Raw genomic sequence first — 16,890 nt, 5'->3', positions numbered from 1 at the left:
CCCCGGACGCCTCGGGGACACCTGACTGACTGTTCATTCGTAGACCCCCTCGACAGCCCATCCCCCCGGCTCGTCCCCGAGCGGGCGGCACAGCAGCAATGCCGCCGCCCTCTCGGGGACGACCTGTATCCGGGCCCGGGGCCGACGCGACCTGCCCTCGGGCACGGGCTCCCACCAGGCCTCGTCGACGGTCCACGGGCGCGACCAGCCCAGAAGCGGGCAGCGCCGCCCGCCCACCTCGACGACGGCGGGCCGACCACTGAGCAGGCCCCGCAGGGTCACCCCCACGGCGGCCCCGATCTCGGTGCGCAGCAGGACTCCCCCGGACAGCGGAACCCGCGCAGCGACGGCGGCTCCCGGGTCACCGTTCTCGCGGATCTCCAGCAGATAACCCGGCCCCGGCCACACCACCGACGGTGACGGCGCCGGTAGCGCACCCGGCCACGGGCCCCGGGCGACGGGCTCCGCGGGAGCGTCCCCGTACGGCATCGACTGCACGCGCTCGGCCGGCCCACGCCCGCCCGCGTCCACGGGGATGCGTACCGCCTCCGGCCCGAGCAGGCCCTGCACCCGCACCAGCGCGCGGTGGACCCGGGCCTCAGCCAGGCCCGCCTCACCCCACAGCCCTTCCTGCACGTGACCGGCGGGGACGACCTCCACCGGCTCGAGGGCCAGCGCGGTGACCGCTCCCCCGACCCCGCCGGAGATCGCGGTACCGGTGAGCCAGCCCTCCAACTGCCAGCGCAGTCGGTCGGCAGTGCCCTCCGGGGTCAGCGGCGCCGAGCATCGCCACACGCGGTTGACCTCCCGCCCGTCCTCCACGTGTGCAGTGATGGACAGCCTCAGACAGGACACCCCCGCCGCCGCGAGCGTCTCGTGCAATTCGCCCGCCAACCGCCGTCCGAGGAATGCCGCCTCGTCGACGCGTTCCAGAGGCGGGTCGCAGCGGTGCTCGACCGCGGACCCGGCCGGCACCGGGGTCACCGACGGCGGGCGCCACGGCACAGCCCGAGCGATTCGGTGCGCGACGGTGCCCGCCTCTCCGAACCGGGTGGCCACGTCCCGGGGCGCGATCACGGCGAAGTCACCGATCGTGCGCACGCCGAGCCGGTGCAGGAGCCCGACCAGTTCGGACAGCACCTCGAGATCCCCCAGCGCGGACTCCACCACGAGAGCCCCCACGGGCAGGTCCGCCAGGTACTCGGCATCCGCGCCCGGCTCGAGCAACGCCGATCCACGGGCTCCGAGCACCGCCGTGGGCAACTCGTCCGCGAGCCCGACCTGGCACTCCACCCCGGCCGCCGCAACCGCGTCCATGACCCGGGTGACAACCTCCTCCACCCCGCCGTGGAACCGCAGTGCGCCGGCGGCGGAGAACACGAACAACCCGGGCCGCAATACCTCGATGCCCGGGACCACCGCGTCCAACGCCTGCACGACGGGCTCGAACCAGGCGGCATCGCGGGCCTCATCCGCCGCGACCACCACGAGCTCGGGGCACCGGAACTGCGCCTCACGTCGACGTAGGCCGCGACGCACCCCGACCGCCCGCGCGACGGCGTTACACGCGAGCACGCCACGGGGCCCGACGACCGCCAGCGGCAGATGCAGGCCGTGCCCCTCGGCCCGGGCCGCCGCGACCGCCGGCCAGTCCGGGCACCACACCGCCATGACCCGGGCGCTCATCCCGCCGCCACCCATTCCGCGGTCCGGGCGGGGGCCGCGCGGCCGGAGCAGCGCACCACGGTGGAGACCGAGGCCAGCCGGCCCGCACCCGCGCCCAGCCCTCCGTAGCGGCAGTGCCGGCCCGCCAGCGTGAGCTCCGCCCCGGGCCAGCCGGGGCCCACGAGCAGCACCGCGCCCGCGGCCCGCACCCGGCCGGCGATCACCCGCGCGCGTGAGGGGGCCACAGCCGCGACATCGGGCCCGAGCAGGACCAGATCCAGTCCGTCGATCAGTACGGACACGACCGCCGCGGCGTCAGGCCCGGGGTCGGGGACCAGCGCCAGGCAGTCCAGCCGGCCGCCCTGCTCCGCCACCGCCGCCACCCCGAGCTCCGGCCACCCCACGACCGCACACCGGACCCCGGCGGCCGTGGCCGCGGCCAACAGCCCGATCCGCAGCGTGGCGCTACCGCCGACCGCCGTGACCCGCCCCGCGGGCAGCACACCGCCTGGCAGGAGCCCGGCCACGGACCCCGGCACGGGCACCCCGGGCACTGCGGGCACTGTGGGAACCACCGGCGGCGCCGATGCCACCGACACCGCGAGCGGCGGGGAAGCCGGCAGATCCCCGGGAGCAGCAGACCGCCCTGCCGAGATCACCGCCGCCGCCGCCGAATCCGACGGGGCCCCCGAAGCCTCGGGAAAGGCCCCAGTACCTTCAGATGTCTCCGCACCCCCGGGCGACGGGAAGGCCGCGGCACCCGGGACCGACCGAGCTGCGGCCGGAAGTCCGCCACCGGGCATGGATGCCAGGCGACGCCGCAGCTCAGCCACCCGATCAGCAGTACCGAGCTCCGACAGGTCCGCACCCGAACGGTCGACAGCAGAACCGCGCACTACCATCATCAGAACCTTCCGCCACGAGCGACACGCCGCCAACGCCTAAATCGAACTATTTTTCGACTGTGACGAACAGTGAACACTACGGGTACGACACTGCGCAAGAACGCCTGTTCGATAACGGTTCCTGTCGCGGTCGCCCCCGGGATGGCCGTTTCCGGTGAGGCGGAAGGGCCCGGTGTGGGCGTTGTCGTCGTCGTTGTCGTCGTCGATCCTGCTGTTCATCCGGACTCCACCCACGATGTCGTACCGGGGGCCTACCCTCGGTGACCATGAAGGCCTCCATCGGGAATCGCATCGTGCTCATCGGCGCCGGGGACGTGGGCATCGCGTACGCGTACGCCCTGGTCAACCAGGGTCTTGCGGACCACCTGGCGATCATCGACATCGACCACGACAAGCTCGTCGGCGAGGTCATGGACCTCAACCACGGCGTCGTCTGGGCGCCCTCCCCCACCCTCGTCACCGAGGGCACCTACTCCGACTGCACCGACGCCACCATGGTCGTGATCTGCGCCGGTGCCGCCCAGAAGCCCGGCGAGACCCGAATCGACCTCGTCGGCAAGAACATGACACTGTTCGAAAAGATCGTCGGTGACGTGATAGCGACCGGCTTCGACGGCATCCTGTTGGTCGCCACCAACCCCGTCGACATCCTCACCCAGGCCGCCTGGCGGTACTCCGGGCTGCCCGCGAGCCAGGTGATCGGCTCCGGCACCGTTCTCGACTCCGCACGGTTCCGGTTCATGCTCGGCGAGCACTACGGCGTCGCCCCCATGAGCGTGCACGCCTCGATCATCGGCGAGCACGGTGACACCGAGTTGCCCGTCTTCTCCTCCGCCAACGTCTCCGGGGTGCCCCTGCGGCGCGATCTCGACGGAGACCCGGCCAAGCGGAAACGGCTCACCCAGATCTTCACCGAGACCAGGGACGCCGCCTATCGGATCATCGACTCCAAGGGCTCGACCAGCTACGGCATCGGTATGGGGCTGGCCCGCATCACGCGCGCGATTCTGCGCAACGAGCAGGTGTCACTGCCCGTCTCGACCCTGCTGCGGGGCGAGTACGGGCAGGAAGGCATCTACATCGGCGTGCCCGCCGTGATCGGGCGGACCGGCGTGCAGAGGGTGGTGGAACTGGAACTCGACGAGACCGAACGGCAACAGTTCGCCCGCAGCGCGAGTGCGCTGCGGGCGGTGTCGGAGCAGTTCGAGGTCCTGCGCTGAGTCAGGGAGCTCCGGGCGGATCGCTGGCCGGGAACGACTCCTCGCCCCACTCGTCGGCCAACTCGTCCTTCGAGTTCGGGCGGTTGTCCCGCTCGTCCTTCTCTTCGGACTTGTTCTCGGCGTGGTCAGAGTTCTGCGGATTCGACATGCACCACTTTCTTCCCGCCGCACCGGGGCGTGCGACGTGGTCCACGTTACCGATCAGCGCGGTGGCTTCAACCGAATGGACGCGGGTGGGATTCAGGAGGCATTCAGCGGGTGGAAGAAGCTGGTCGGACGTTCGGCGGCCCGGCTCGATCCGGGGATTCGGGGGCAGTCCGACGCGATCAGGTGAACGATGGGACCGAGAGAGGGAGACGACCGTGCACACCACCGATTACACCGACACCCTGATCCTTCCCGCGCCAGACACCAAGGCACAGGCGGCGACGGCCCCGCCGGCCGGTAAGGGATCGATCGGCGAGCTGCAGTACGAGCGGCTCTCGGCCGGCGACTACGTCTGGACCAGCGACGACCTGATCTTCGACGTGCACTGCCAGCGCAAGGGGATCGCCGAAGCCGACCGGCCCGCTGTACGCGCGCAGTTCTTCTCCACAGGGCAGCCATGCCTGCGCACCTCGCCGCTGGCCAAAACCTACGGGTGGGCGTTGCACTTCGATTCCGCCGGGCGGATCGCGCTGTTGCCCATGGGTTCCGAGCGCGTGGCCGACCTGGAAGCCGATCCAGCGGTGACCGTCAAAGCCGCGATGAGGAGCTCGCGCTGACCCGATGCGGATCGGGACGGGTTCGGTTCTGGCGGGCGGTTCCGGGTTGCCGGACTCTGCTTCTAGCCGGGCTCGGCGTCCGGGAGAGCGCGCAGCCAGTCCAGGACCGGGCGGGTAATCGCCTCCGCGAACTGCGCGTATCCGCCTGGGCCGGGGTGCGCGCCGTCCCCCGCGGCCACCTCGCGCATCCACGCCCCACCGGGCCGCAGCGCATCGAAGGTCGGCACGAACGGCACACCCGCCTCGGCGCACACGGACGCGATCGCCTCCGCGCGGGCCGCGGTGCGCGCATTGACCTCGTCCCACAGGACCGGCGGCGGGCCGACCACCAGGAACCGCCCCCGCGGGGCCCGGTCGATCATGCCGCGCAGCGCCGCGACCGTTCCCTGCTCATCCACCCGTTCGACCTCGACACCGGGCTCGGCCCCCGCGACATGCATGACGTCGTTGACCCCGAACTCGGCGATCACGGCGGTGGTCGGGAACGCGGCCCGACGCCGGTCGACCTCATCCCAGCGGGCCAGCATCATCTCGGAGGTGTCCCCGCCGATCCCCGCGACCGCGGCATGTAGGTGCAGATCCTCGTCGGCGGCTGCCTCCACCAGGAGCGCGGTCCAGCCGCGGCCGGTCTCGTCGCCATAACCGGCCACGAACGAGTCGCCGATGATGCACACGGGCAGGTCGCGGGGTTCGCTCACGACGTCACAGTAGCGTCGTCGACAGGAATTCGTGCACGGCCACTCGGCCGATGAGTCATATTGCGCTCTGCGGCGGCGAGCGGTCACAAATGCGACGAAACCCATGCCGCGACCTGGGAGAACGTGAGCGGGTGGGACCACTCGCCGGGGACTCGACGGAGGCTGCGGGTACGTGCGCAGCGGGCCGGGCGGGCCGGGCGGCGGACCGAGCGAAATCGAGCAGGCCGGGCGAAGCCGGGAGCGCCGGGCGATCGGGCGGCTGGCCCGCGATCAGTCGAGGTGCCGGGACTGCGCCCAGCGGGTCAGCGCGTGCCGGTTCGACTGCTGGGTCTTGCGCAGCACGTTCGAGGCGTGCGTCTCCACGGTCTTGACCGAGATGAACAGCTCCTCCGCGATCTCCTTGTACGTGTAGCCGCGGGCGAGCAGCCGCAACACCTCTTTCTCGCGCGGGGTGAGGGAGTCGACCTCGGGGTCGTGCACGGGTTCGCCGCGGTCCTCGGGCCCGGGGGCGGCGCGGGCGAAGGCATCCAGCACGAAGCCGGCCAGTCGCGGGGAGAACACGGCGTCGCCGTCGGCCACCCGGCGCACAGCATCGGCCAGCTCGTCGCCGGAGATGGTCTTGGTGACGTAGCCGCGGGCGCCGGAGCGGATTACGGCGATCACGTCCTCGGCTGCATCCGAGACGCTCAGCGCGAGGAATGTCGGCACATGCGCGGCCTCCGCCTGCGCACTGCCGGACGTCGCGCCGGGGCCAACAGCGCTCGGGCCAGCAGCACCGGACGCCAGCACCGAGCGCAGCACGGCCACGCCGCCGCCGTCGGGCATGTGGACGTCCAGCAGCACCACATCGGGTTGCACGCGCCCGATCCCGGCTACCGCCTCGGCCACGGAGCCGGCCTCGCCGACCACCTCGATCGCGGCCTGGCCACCCAGTTCAGCGCGCACGCCGCTGCGGAACACCGCATGATCGTCGACGAGAAAGACGCGGCACGCCCTACCACCGGCCGCGCCGGCCCCACCAGCCGCAGTCGCACCAGCCGCGCCGCCCACCACCGGCTCACCCGTCACCTGCGCACCTGCATCATTCGCCCTCCAGCGGCATCTCGATCCCGATCTCGGTCCCCCGCCCGAGCGTACTGCGCACGGTGACGGTGCCCCCGCGACTCTCCACGCGGTGCCGGATCGACTGCGCGAGTCCGTGCCTGTCGTCAGAGACCGCGTCGGGGTCGAAGCCGGCGCCGCGGTCTCGGACGAACGCACTCAGCACCCGCCCGTCGTTCTCCACGAAGACGTCCGCGGTGTCGACGCCGGCGTGCTTGGCGACGTTGACCAGCGCCTCGCGGACCGCGCCGAGGACGGCCTCCTCCGTGTCGCCGACCGCGCCGTCGCCGCCCACCACCACCTGGTCGATGCGCAGTCCGTACGCGTCCTCGAGGTCGCCGACCATCACCTCGACCGCCCCGGCCACGGTGGTCGCCCCGGACGACATGCGCGAGCCGGCGCCGAACAGCCACTGCCGCAGTTCGCGTTCCTGACGTCGGGCCAGACGGGCGACCTGCGCGGGGTCGTCGGAGCGCTTCTGGATCAGGGCGAGGGTCTGGAGGACGGAATCGTGCAGGTGGGAGGCGATGTCGCTGCGCTCGGCCTCCCGGATCCGTGCGGCACGTTCCTCCTCGAGCGAGTGCCACAGCCGCAGGCCGACCGGGACCGAGAGCAGTCCGACGCCGACCAGGGTCGCGACCACCGCGAGGAGAGATGACCGGAGCGCGGCGAACTCGACCTGTCCCAGGACGACGACCGCGAGTCCGACGACGACGAGAGTCGCCCCTGCCGTGACGCGGGCCCAGTCGAAGGCGGACCGTGGTGAGACCTTTCCCCCGCGGTCGTACTGCTGCCAGACGAGCCCGGCGCCCAGGGCCACCACGAGGACGGGGACGATGACGTTCAGTCCCGTGGCGGTGGTCAGCATGAACGACAGCACCGCTCCCACCATCGCGACCGCGACCAGCGCCTTGCCGTGTCGGCGTTCGCGCGGATCGACGGGGGGTGCATCCGCGCGGGCGGGGGCGGACGGCAGGAGCACCCACAGCGCCGAGTACAGGGCCACGCCGGCACCGGAGAGGGTGGCGAACAGCACCATGGCCAGCCGCACGTGGGTGACCTTGACGCCGAGGTGCTCGGACAGGCCCGCGCACACGCCGCCCACGACGGAGGCGTCGGTGACCCGGGACAGCCGCGGGTACCACCGGAAGCCGACCGGGACGGCGCCGGGCGGACGCAGCGCCGGGGCACCCGACGGCACCGGCCCGCGCGGCCCCGGGCGCGTCACCGGCCCGTCTGCCGGAGCGGGCGGACCCGCGGATTCGGCGTCCGACGCACGCACGGGCTCGACCGGCGCGGGGTCGGTCGCGTTCTCACTCATGAAACCAATGGTCACAGATCGTCCCGGGGTCCGCATCGGGGGCCGACCCTGAGATTCCCGGGGTCCGGATATCAGGGTCGGTCCCCGATGTGCCCGGGCCCCCGGCCGAGCACGATGTGAGTCATGTCCAGCACGAGTACCCACGACCTGTCAGCAGAACTCCGCTCCCTGTGGCGGACCCGTCCCGTCCGGACCCCGGATGATTCCAAGATCGCCGGCGTCTGTGGCGGATTCGGTCGGCGCTACGGCATCGACCCGGTGCTCATCCGCGTCGCGTTCGTCATCGCCGCCCTCTGGGGTGGCGCGGGCGTGTTCCTCTACGCGCTGATGTGGCTGCTGCTCCGTGCCGCCGGAGACGAGGCGTCCAAGGGCGAGGCGCTCATCGGCCGGGGCCGGGCGTCCGGGTCCAAGCTGACGGCGGTGGCGCTCGTCGTCGTCGTCCTCATCTCGGCTCCGACCTTCGGCGGCTCCGGGCAGACCTTCCTGCTCGGCGCCGGGTTCCTCATGACCGCGGCGATGCTGGCCGGCTGGTACGGGCTGTTCCGACGCTCCCCCGAGCCGCCGGTCGGCTGGGCCGACGTGTCCGCGCCGCGTGCCCCGGGCGCAGGGTACGGCGCCGGCGGTCCGGCCGGCGCGACCCACCCGGGCGCCGCCCCCGGCCCGTGGCAGGAGCCCGGCTCCGGCCCGGACGCCCCGCACGGCCCGCCGGTACCGCCGTCGTGGGATCCGCTCGGCGCCGCCCCCTTCGCGTGGGACCTGCCCGAGCCCGGCATCCACGTCGCCGACAAGGAACAGCCCGCCCGCAGGTCGCGACTGACCAAGATCACGCTCGGTCTGGCGCTCATCGCCGCGGCAGTCGCCGCCGGCCTGTCCACGATCGGCGGTCTGGCCTGGCTCGACGCGACGCGCATCGCCGCGGTCGCCCTGGCCGTGGTGGCCGGTGGACTGCTCATCGGCGCGTTCACCCGCCGCGGTCACGGGCTGCTGGTGGTGGCCGGCCCGCTCGCCGGGTTCGTGCTGCTGGCCTCGCTCGTCCAGGTGCCCGAGGGCGGCTGGGAGACGATCGGCGAGAAGCGGGTGGAGATCACCTCCCCCGAGCAGCTGAACGTCCCGGTCGCCCATGAGCTCGGCTCGGTCCGCGTCGATCTGCGTGAACTCGAACTCGACCGCGACCGCACCTACAGCATCTCCAACGAGGTCGGCGAGGTGCGCGTGCAACTGCCCGAGGGCCTCGCGGTGAACACGAACTGCCGCGTCGAGGTGGGCAGCATCGACTGCCCCGCCCCGTCCGAGAACCCGGACGGCCCCGTACTGACCCTGGATGTCTCCACCGAGATGGGAAGCGTGAAGGTGACCCGATGAACACCATGAACCCGCAAAACGAGTTCCCCGAGCAACCATTCCGCGAACAACCGTTCCCCGAGCAACCGCTGTACGAGCCGCTGCCGTACGGGACCGGTTTCTCGAACCCGCAGCCGTTGGGCTTCGGTGTCGGGCCGGTGGAGCTCGGGGTGGCGGCGGCGGGCACGACCGGGAGAGCCGCGGAGGTGACCGACCGCAAGCGGGCCGGGTCCCCGATCCTGGCCGCGGCGGGTCTCCTCTCGATGGCGGTGGCCGTGTGGGCGATCCTCGGCGGGCCGGTTATCACCCCCACCGTCCTGCTGGCCGGCGGGCTCGTGCTCACCGTGCTCGTGGGGCTCATCATGGTTGTCCGGCGCTGAGCTACAGCCCCGCTCGCGGCAATCGCGCCGGCCCGGCGCCCCGATACCGACCGCCCGTCGCTCAGCCGCCGCCTGACGCAACGCCGCCTATCGGAAAGCGCGCCACCTGTCAGATTGCGCAGGTGGCGCGCTTTCCAATAGGCGGCGATAGCTTCGGCGGGTGCCTGGGCCCGTCTCTCCACCGAGGGGCGCGGGGCGCTGGGATACGTCTAGCGTCTGCCGCTCGAGATCTCCCATCGCAGGCGCCGGGGGCGATTGAGGGCCGGGCTCCCCATGCGATGCCATCCGCCCCACAGCCGCACGCCAATATGGCGTCTCGCGTGAGCCTGTGCGCACGCGAGATGCCATGTTCAGGAGCGGCTGCGGTGTGAACGGGCAAGCGCGCGAGCGCGAGTTCATCCGCAGGAGCGGATGCCCGTCGCGGGGTGGGTGCCGGGGGTCAGGCCGGAGCCGTCACTCCCACTCGATGGTCCCCGGCGGCTTGCTCGTGATGTCCAGCACGACGCGGTTGACGTCCGGGACCTCGTTGGTGATGCGGTTCGAGATCAGGGCCAGCGTCTCGTACGGGACCCGGGTCCAGTCGGCGGTCATCGCGTCCTCGGAGCTCACCGGCCGCAGCACGATCGGGTGTCCGTAGGTGCGGCCGTCGCCCTGCACGCCCACCGAGCGCACGTCTGCCAGGAGCACGACCGGGCACTGCCACACGGTGGAGTCCAGGCCGGCGGCGGTCATCTCCTCGCGCGCGATCGCGTCGGCAGCGCGCAGCGTGTCGAGCCGCTGTTTGTCCACCGCGCCGACGATGCGGATCCCCAGCCCCGGGCCGGGGAACGGGTGGCGGCCGACGATCGCCTCGGGCAGGCCGAGCTCCCGGCCCACGGCCCGGACCTCGTCCTTGAACAGCAGTCGCAACGGCTCGACGAGGGTGAACTCCACGTCGTCGGGCAGGCCGCCCACGTTGTGGTGGCTCTTGATGGTGGCCGTTCCGGTGCCGCCGCCGGACTCCACGACGTCCGGGTAGAGGGTGCCCTGGACAAGAAAGTCGACGGACTCGGCGTCGTCACCCTGGAGCTCCAGTGCCCGGGCGACGGCGCGCTCGAAGGACCGGATGAACTCGCGGCCGATGATCTTGCGCTTGGTCTCGGGATCGGTGACCCCGGCCAGGTGGCCGAGGAACACGTCCGCATCGTCCAGCGTGATGAGCGGGGCGCCGATGGCTGCGGCGAAGTCGGTCTCGACCTGCTCCCGCTCCCCCGCACGCAGCAGTCCGTGGTCGACGAACACACAGGTGAGGCGATCGCCGATCGCGCGCTGCACGAGCGCGGCCGCGACGGCGGAGTCCACGCCGCCGGACAGACCGCAGATCGCGCGGCCGTCGCCGACCTGCTCGCGCACGGCCTCGATGAGCTGCTCGGCGATGTTGGCCGCGGTCCACGAGGGCTCGAGTCCGGCGACCTCGGTGAGGAAGCGGCTCAGCACCTGCTGGCCGTGCGGCGAGTGCAGCACCTCGGGGTGGTACTGCACCCCGGCCATCCGGCGCTCAGGGCACTCGAAGGCGGCCACAGGCGCACCGGCGGAGCTGGCGGTCACCTCGAACCCGGCGGGCGCGGCGGTCACGGCGTCACCGTGGCTCATCCACACCGGGTGGTGCCCGGGCATCCCCGCGTGCAGCACGCCCCCGTCCACCGTCATGTCGGTACGGCCGTACTCGCGGTTCCCGGTCTGCGCCACCTCGCCGCCGAGCGCCCGGGCCATCGCCTGGAAGCCGTAGCAGATGCCGAACACCGGCAGGCCCAGCTCGAACACGGCCGGGTCGAGCGACGGCGCGTCCTCGGCGTACACGCTGGACGGCCCACCGGACAGGATCAGGGCGACCGGGTTCTTGGCCCGGATCTCCTCCACCGTCGCGGTGTGCGGGATCACCTCGGAGTAGACGCGGGCCTCACGCACGCGCCGCGCGATGAGCTGCGCGTACTGGGCGCCGAAGTCGACGACGAGCACCGGTCGCGGTGCCGCCGCCTCTGCGGTGAGCTGGGAATCGGTCGTTGCGTTCTCGGCCACGCGCCCGAGTCTATGCGCCACGTCGTCGTCGTCGTACTCAGGCCGTCCCCGCCCGCCCCCACGCCCCCACGTCACGCTCGGAGCTCAGCTCACCCCGACGATCGGCAGGCGCAGCGCGCCCGGCGCCGCCTCGGGCACGACCGGCGACCTCGGCGCCACCGGCGCGATCCGCTGGTAGGCCTCGCCCTGCACCGGCCGCGAGTCGGCCTCGCCCTTGTTGGGCCACAGCGACATGGCGCGCTCGGCCTGCGCGGTGATGCTCAGCGCCGGGTTGACGCCGAGGTTCGCCGAGATCGCGGAACCGTCGACGATGTGCATGGTCGGGTAGTTCCACACACGGTGGTACGGGTCCACCACGCCGCTCTCGGGCGAGTCCGAAATGGCGCAGCCGCCGAGGAAGTGCGCAGTCATCGGCATGTTGAAGATGTCGCCGACAGTGCCGCCCGGCGTGCCGTCGATCTTGTCCGCTATCCGCCGGGTGGCTTCGTTGCCCTGGGGGATCCAGGTCGGGTTGGGCTCGCCGTGCCCCTGCCTACTGGAGACGTACCGGAACGGCCCGAAGCGCTTGACGAAGGTCTGCAGCGAATTGTCCAGGTTCTGCATGACCAGCACGATCACCGTGCGCTGGCTCCACCGGCGGTAGTTGAACATCTTGGCGGCCCGCAGGGGGTTGCGCACGATCTCGAGCAGGAGCGACAGCCAGCGCGGGACGCCGTCCTTGCCGTCGGTGAGCAGGGTCTGCAGCATCGCGATGGCGTTGGAGCCCTTGCCGTAGCGGACGGGCTCGATGTGGGTGTCGGGGCGGGGATGGAACGAGGAGGTGATGGCCACGCCCTCGGAGAAGTCCCGCTCCGGGATGTACTCGTCACCCATCGCCCCGAGGATCGACTCGGAGTTGGTGCGGGTGAGCCCGCCGAGCGCGCCCGACAACCGCGGCAGCGAGCCGTCGTCCTTGGCGTAGTGCAACAGGTGCTGGGTGCCCCAGGTGCCCGCGGCGACCACCACGTGGGCCGCGGTCATGGTGCCGGCTCGCTTGCCTCGCCTGGTCCAGGCGCCCGTGCGCTCGACGGTCACCTCCCACGTGCCGTCGCCGCGCTCGCGCAGCCCGCTGACCGTGGTGCGGTCCAGGATGCGGGCGCCGGCGCGCTCTGCCAGGCCGAGGTAGTTCTTGACGAGCGTGTTCTTGGCGCCGTGACGGCAGCCGGTCATGCACTCGCCGCACTCGATGCAGGCCGTGCGGTCCGGGCCCACGCCGCCGAAGAACGGGTCCGGAACGGTCTCGCCCGGCTTGCCCTGGCCGCCGGTCTTCTCGCCGAAGAAGACTCCGACCGGGGTGTAGACGAACGTGTCCTCGGCCCCCATGTCGCGCGCGACCTCCTTGACGACCGTGTCGGAGTGCGTGTGGCTGGGGTTGGTGACGACGCCGAGCATGCGGCGGCCCTGGTCGTAGAACGGGGACAGTTCCTCGTCCCAGTCGGTGATGTGTGCCCACTGGGGATCAGTGAAGAACGGCTCCGACGGTTTGTACAGGGTGTTGGCGTAGTTGAGCGAGCCGCCACCCACGCCGGCCCCGGCCATGACCAGCACGTCGCGCAGCATATGTAGGCGCTGCACCCCGAACAGGCCGAGCTTGGGGGCCCACACGAACTTGTTGAGCCGCCAGGAGGTCTTGGCGAAGTCGGCGTCGGCGAACCTCCGGCCTGCCTCCACGACCGTGACCCGGTAGCCCTTCTCCGTCAGCCGCAGCGCGGTGACGCTGCCACCGAAGCCGGAGCCGACGACGATCACGTCCGTGTCGGTGGACGAGGTGGCCGCGGGATCGGTTGGCTGCTGTGGGGACGACGTCATGGCGAAACTCTCCGGATCGAGATCAATGGTGTGGGTCACATTACTACCCGGTCACCTGAACCTACCCGACAGTAGGTCGTGTTTTGTCAGGCACCCCGCGATCAACTGGACACACGACCATTTTCGGCTCGCCCCTCCTCTGCGTCGCCCGAACGGCCGCACCCCGCAGCCGTGGCGGCTGCGGGGTGCGCGAAGTCGACCGGGGTGTCAGGTGCGGACCGACAGGTCCGCCTTCTGGAAGCCCTTGACGTCGGTGTAGCCGCACTTGGCCATGGCGCGGCGCAGACCGCCCATGAGGTTGCGGGTGCCGTCGGGCACGTTCGTGGGCCCCTCCAGCACCTCGGTGAGCGGCGCGAGGTGGTTCTCGTCATCCGTCTCGGCCACGTGGCCGCGGGGCACGTTGGGGTGCGCGGAGACGGCGTCCCAGTACACGCCCCGGCCCGGGGACTCCAGGGCGCCGGCGAGCAGCGGACCCAGCGCCACGGCGTCGGCGCCGCACGCGACGGCGCGGGCGATGTCACCGGAGGTGTAGATGTCGCCGTCGGCGATCACGTGGACGTAGCGCCCGCCGGTCTCGTCGAGGTAGTCGCGGCGGGCGGCGGCGGCGTCGGCGATCGCAGAGGCCATGTGGACCTCCATGCCGAGCACGGGTCCGGTGGTGGTGACGCCCTCGACACCGCCGTAGCCCACGATCACCCCGGCCGCACCGGTGCGCATGAGGTGCAGCGCGGTCTTGTAATCCACCACGCCACCGGCGATCACCGGCACGTCCAGCCCGCCGATGAAATCCTTGAGGTTGAGCGGCTCGTCCTCGCCGCTGACGTGCTCGGCGGAGATGATCGTGCCCTGCACGACCAGCATGTCGATACCGGCCGCGATGAGGCCGGGCGTGAGCTCACGCGCGTGCTGCGGCGAGACGCGCACGGCGACCGTCGCCCCCTCGTCGCGGATCTTCTGGACGGCGCCGGCGAGCAGCTCCCGGTCGATGGGCGCCCGGTGCAGCTCCTGCAGCCGCGCGACGGCGCGGTGGCCGGTCATGTCCTCCAGCGCGATGTCGCGCAGCTCGGCGATGGCCGCCTCGGGGTCGGCGTGGCGGCCCCACAGGCCCTCGCCGTTGAGCACGGCCAGTCCACCCAGGTTGGAGAAGGCCACCGCCGACGACGGCGAGACGACCGCGTCCGTCGGGTGGGTCATCACGGGGATGTCCATCTGATAGGCGTCGATCTGCCAGGAGGTCGACACCTCCTTGGAGCTGCGGGTGCGTCGCGACGGGACGAGGTCGACCTCGCCCAGCCCATACATGCGGCGGGCCTCGCGACCCAGGCCGATCTCAACGACATCTCGCACGGTGGTCTCAGTCCTTGACGTTGTAGTTGGGTGCCTCGACGGTCATCTGGATCGCGTGCGGATGGCTCTCCCTGAGCCCCGCGGCCGTGATCTGGACGAACTGTGCACGGTTCATCTCGGGGATCGTGGCGGAGCCGGTGTAGCCCATCCCCGCGCGCAGTCCGCCGCCCAGCTGGTGGAGGACCTGCCCCACATCGCCGCGGAACGGCACACGTCCCTCGATACCCTCCGGCACCAGCTTCTCCTCGGACAGCACGTCGTCCTGGAAGTAGCGGTCCTTGGAGAAGGACTGCTCGGCGCCCGGCTTCCCACGTCCGCGCATCGCGCCGAGCGAGCCCATGCCGCGGTAGACCTTGAACTGCTTGCCGTCGACGAAGATCAGTTCGCCGGGCGACTCCGTACAGCCGGCCAGGAGCGAGCCGAACATGCAGGCCGACGCCCCGGCGGCGATCGCCTTGGCCACGTCGCCCGAGTACTGCATACCGCCGTCGGCGATCACGGGGATGCCCGCCGCCTTGGCCGCCACCGACGCCTCGAGCAGGGCGGTGATCTGCGGTGCTCCCACGCCGGCCACGACGCGGGTGGTGCAGATCGAGCCGGGGCCGATGCCCACCTTGATGGCGTCCGCGCCGGCGTCGATCATGGCCTGCGCGGCGCCGCGGGTGGCGAGGTTGCCGCCGATGACCTGGACACGGTCGCCGAACTCACGCTTGACGCGGGCGACCATGTCGAGCGCGTTGCGGTTGTGGGCGTGCGCGGTGTCCACGACGAGGGCGTCGACGCCGGCCTCCGCGAGGGCGCCGGCGCGCTGCCAGGCGTCCTCACCGGTGCCGATCGCGGCGGCCACACGCAGGCGGCCGTCGGCGTCCTTGGTGGCATCGGGGTGCTTCTCGGTCTTGACGAAGTCCTTGACGGTGATCAGGCCGGTGAGTCGACCGCCGCCGTCCACGATCGGGAGCTTCTCGATCTTGTGGCGGCGCAGCAGGCCCAGTGCCGCCTCAGCGGTGACCCCCTCGCGGGCGACGACGAGAGGCGCTCGCGTCATGACCTCGTCCACCCGGCGCGACTTGTCCACCTCGAACCGCATGTCGCGGTTGGTGATGATGCCCACCAGCTCCCCGCGCTCATCGGTCACCGGCAGGCCGGAGATGCGGTAGCGGGCACACAGCTGGTCGACCTCGGCCAACGTGTTGGAGGGCTTGCAGGTGACCGGGTCGGTGACCATGCCCGCCTCGGACCTCTTGACGGTGTCGACCTGGGCTGCCTGGTCCGCGACCGAGAGGTTGCGGTGCAGCACGCCGATGCCGCCCTGTCGGGCCATCGCGATGGCCATCCGCGCCTCGGTGACCGTGTCCATGGCAGACGAGACGAGCGGCACCCGCAGAGTGATCTCGCGCGTCAACTGGGTGCTCGTGTCGACCTCGCTCGGGACCACCTCGGAAGCGGCCGGGAGCAGCAGCACATCGTCGAAGGTCAGGCCGACCATCGCGACCTTGGTCGGGTCGTCGCCGCCGGTGCGCACGGGGCCATGCGACTCGCTCATCTGCCGTCCTCCTGGGGGTCGTCTCGGTAGTCGTTCCGAGGATAGTGGCTTCCGGGCTCCAGGCTCGAACCGTCGACCCCGTATGCGCGTGGTCCGTGGTCCCCACAGGCAGGTGCGCACGGGTACGGTGGAGTCGTGGACGATCCCCTTCGGCATGGCATGCCGCCCGACCCGTTCGCCGGCGACCCGGATGATCCGGCCGCGGAGCTGGCCGAGTTCGACCCGGTTGACGACGAGATCCCGGCCGGCCCTCTCGATCCGGATGAGCGACTGGCCATCGAGGAGGACCTGGCGGATCTCGCGGAGTTCCGCCGCCTGCTCGCCCCGATCGGGGTCAAGGGCGTGGCCGTGCAGTGCGAGGACTGCGCCGAGGAGCACTACCACGAGTGGGACATGCTGCGTGCGAACCTCATGCAGCTCCTCCAGGACGGTTCTCTCCTGCCGCACGAACCGGCCTTCGATCCCGTCCCGGACGATTATGTGACGTGGGAGTACTGCCGCGGCTACGCGGATGCGGCCCGCGCGCTGCGGCCCCCGCGCAAGTTGAACTGGCGCCGCTGATCCGCCCGGGCCGGCGCCCGATACGCCGAACCGGCCCCAGCCCTCATGAGGAGGAGCTGGGGCCGGTTCGTTTCTCTGTGCCCGTCTGCGCCCGGTCAGCATGACCGGAGGGGGCCGACGTTCAGGGCGTCGGCACCC

Annotated in this window: 15 protein-coding genes; 5 read left to right on the top strand and 10 right to left on the bottom strand. The window is 71.6% G+C overall.

Features of this window, described 5'->3' with window-relative positions; translation table 11 throughout:
* Positions 1 to 33: 33 nt before the first annotated feature.
* Entirely contained in the window at positions 34 to 1,686 is a 1,653-nt protein-coding gene (locus K3888_RS10290; RefSeq protein ID WP_230930171.1) for a DNA polymerase Y family protein, read from the bottom strand.
* Complete coding sequence (gene imuA', locus K3888_RS10285) at positions 1,683 to 2,219, bottom strand: DnaE2-dependent mutagenesis accessory factor ImuA' (protein WP_230930170.1); 537 nt, start codon at positions 2,217 to 2,219, stop codon at positions 1,683 to 1,685. Before imuA' ends, K3888_RS10290 begins: the two co-directional genes overlap by 4 nt.
* Before the next feature lie 617 nt (positions 2,220 to 2,836).
* Between imuA' and K3888_RS10280 the strand changes: the two genes are divergently transcribed.
* A complete protein-coding gene (locus K3888_RS10280) occupies positions 2,837 to 3,790 on the top strand; it encodes an L-lactate dehydrogenase (protein ID WP_230930169.1) in 954 nt (317 codons plus the stop codon).
* A gap of 1 nt (position 3,791) precedes the next feature.
* Here K3888_RS10280 and K3888_RS10275 read toward each other — a convergent pair whose 3' ends face one another.
* A complete protein-coding gene (locus K3888_RS10275) occupies positions 3,792 to 3,938 on the bottom strand; it encodes a hypothetical protein (RefSeq protein WP_230930168.1) in 147 nt (48 codons plus the stop codon).
* A gap of 214 nt (positions 3,939 to 4,152) precedes the next feature.
* Between K3888_RS10275 and K3888_RS10270 the strand changes: the two genes are divergently transcribed.
* On the top strand, positions 4,153 to 4,554 hold the full coding sequence (locus K3888_RS10270; protein WP_230930167.1) for a DUF6157 family protein: 402 nt from the start codon (positions 4,153 to 4,155) through the stop codon (positions 4,552 to 4,554).
* A 62-nt stretch (positions 4,555 to 4,616) separates the two neighbouring features.
* Here the strand turns inward: K3888_RS10270 and K3888_RS10265 are convergent, their stop codons facing one another.
* The 3 genes from K3888_RS10265 to K3888_RS10255 all read right to left on the bottom strand — a co-directional run bounded on the left by K3888_RS10265 (position 4,617) and on the right by K3888_RS10255 (position 7,674).
* Positions 4,617 to 5,252: an SGNH/GDSL hydrolase family protein gene (locus K3888_RS10265; RefSeq protein WP_230930166.1), complete on the bottom strand. Its 636-nt coding sequence runs from the start codon at positions 5,250 to 5,252 to the stop codon at positions 4,617 to 4,619.
* A 270-nt stretch (positions 5,253 to 5,522) separates the two neighbouring features.
* Positions 5,523 to 6,212: a LuxR C-terminal-related transcriptional regulator gene (locus tag K3888_RS10260; RefSeq protein WP_230930225.1), complete on the bottom strand. Its 690-nt coding sequence runs from the start codon at positions 6,210 to 6,212 to the stop codon at positions 5,523 to 5,525.
* Between the two features lie 121 nt (positions 6,213 to 6,333).
* A complete protein-coding gene (locus K3888_RS10255) occupies positions 6,334 to 7,674 on the bottom strand; it encodes an ATP-binding protein (RefSeq protein WP_230930165.1) in 1,341 nt (446 codons plus the stop codon).
* 123 nt (positions 7,675 to 7,797) lie between these two features.
* Between K3888_RS10255 and K3888_RS10250 the strand changes: the two genes are divergently transcribed.
* Both K3888_RS10250 and K3888_RS10245 read left to right on the top strand, forming a co-directional pair.
* Positions 7,798 to 9,036 carry a PspC domain-containing protein gene (locus tag K3888_RS10250; protein ID WP_230930164.1) on the top strand — a complete coding sequence of 413 codons (1,239 nt, stop codon included), beginning with the start codon at positions 7,798 to 7,800 and terminating at the stop codon, positions 9,034 to 9,036.
* Positions 9,033 to 9,395, top strand: a complete 363-nt coding sequence (locus tag K3888_RS10245; RefSeq protein WP_230930163.1) for a hypothetical protein — start codon at positions 9,033 to 9,035, stop codon at positions 9,393 to 9,395. Before K3888_RS10250 ends, K3888_RS10245 begins: the two co-directional genes overlap by 4 nt.
* A gap of 453 nt (positions 9,396 to 9,848) precedes the next feature.
* Here K3888_RS10245 and guaA read toward each other — a convergent pair whose 3' ends face one another.
* The 4 genes from guaA to guaB all read right to left on the bottom strand — a co-directional run bounded on the left by guaA (position 9,849) and on the right by guaB (position 16,191).
* On the bottom strand, positions 9,849 to 11,453 hold the full coding sequence (guaA, locus tag K3888_RS10240) for a glutamine-hydrolyzing GMP synthase (protein WP_230930162.1): 1,605 nt from the start codon (positions 11,451 to 11,453) through the stop codon (positions 9,849 to 9,851).
* Between the two features lie 84 nt (positions 11,454 to 11,537).
* The gene (locus K3888_RS10235) at positions 11,538 to 13,301 is read right to left on the bottom strand and encodes an FAD-dependent oxidoreductase (protein ID WP_230930224.1); all 1,764 of its coding nucleotides are present in this window, start codon (positions 13,299 to 13,301) and stop codon (positions 11,538 to 11,540) included.
* A 207-nt stretch (positions 13,302 to 13,508) separates the two neighbouring features.
* Positions 13,509 to 14,648, bottom strand: a complete 1,140-nt coding sequence (locus K3888_RS10230) for a GuaB3 family IMP dehydrogenase-related protein (RefSeq protein WP_230930161.1) — start codon at positions 14,646 to 14,648, stop codon at positions 13,509 to 13,511.
* Positions 14,649 to 14,655: 7 nt separating this feature from the next.
* Positions 14,656 to 16,191 carry an IMP dehydrogenase gene (guaB, locus tag K3888_RS10225; RefSeq protein WP_230930160.1) on the bottom strand — a complete coding sequence of 512 codons (1,536 nt, stop codon included), beginning with the start codon at positions 16,189 to 16,191 and terminating at the stop codon, positions 14,656 to 14,658.
* A gap of 135 nt (positions 16,192 to 16,326) precedes the next feature.
* On the opposite strand from guaB, the gene K3888_RS10220 reads away from it, so the two are divergent.
* Positions 16,327 to 16,752, top strand: coding sequence for a DUF5319 domain-containing protein (locus tag K3888_RS10220; RefSeq protein ID WP_372459558.1), 426 nt, complete (start codon positions 16,327 to 16,329; stop codon positions 16,750 to 16,752).
* The last annotated feature ends 138 nt before the right edge of the window (positions 16,753 to 16,890 follow it).

The sequence above is a fragment of the Dietzia aurantiaca genome, from assembly GCF_021033825.1.
Classification (GTDB): domain Bacteria; phylum Actinomycetota; class Actinomycetes; order Mycobacteriales; family Mycobacteriaceae; genus Dietzia; species Dietzia aurantiaca.
This window is presented reverse-complemented; position numbering and strand designations above follow the sequence as displayed.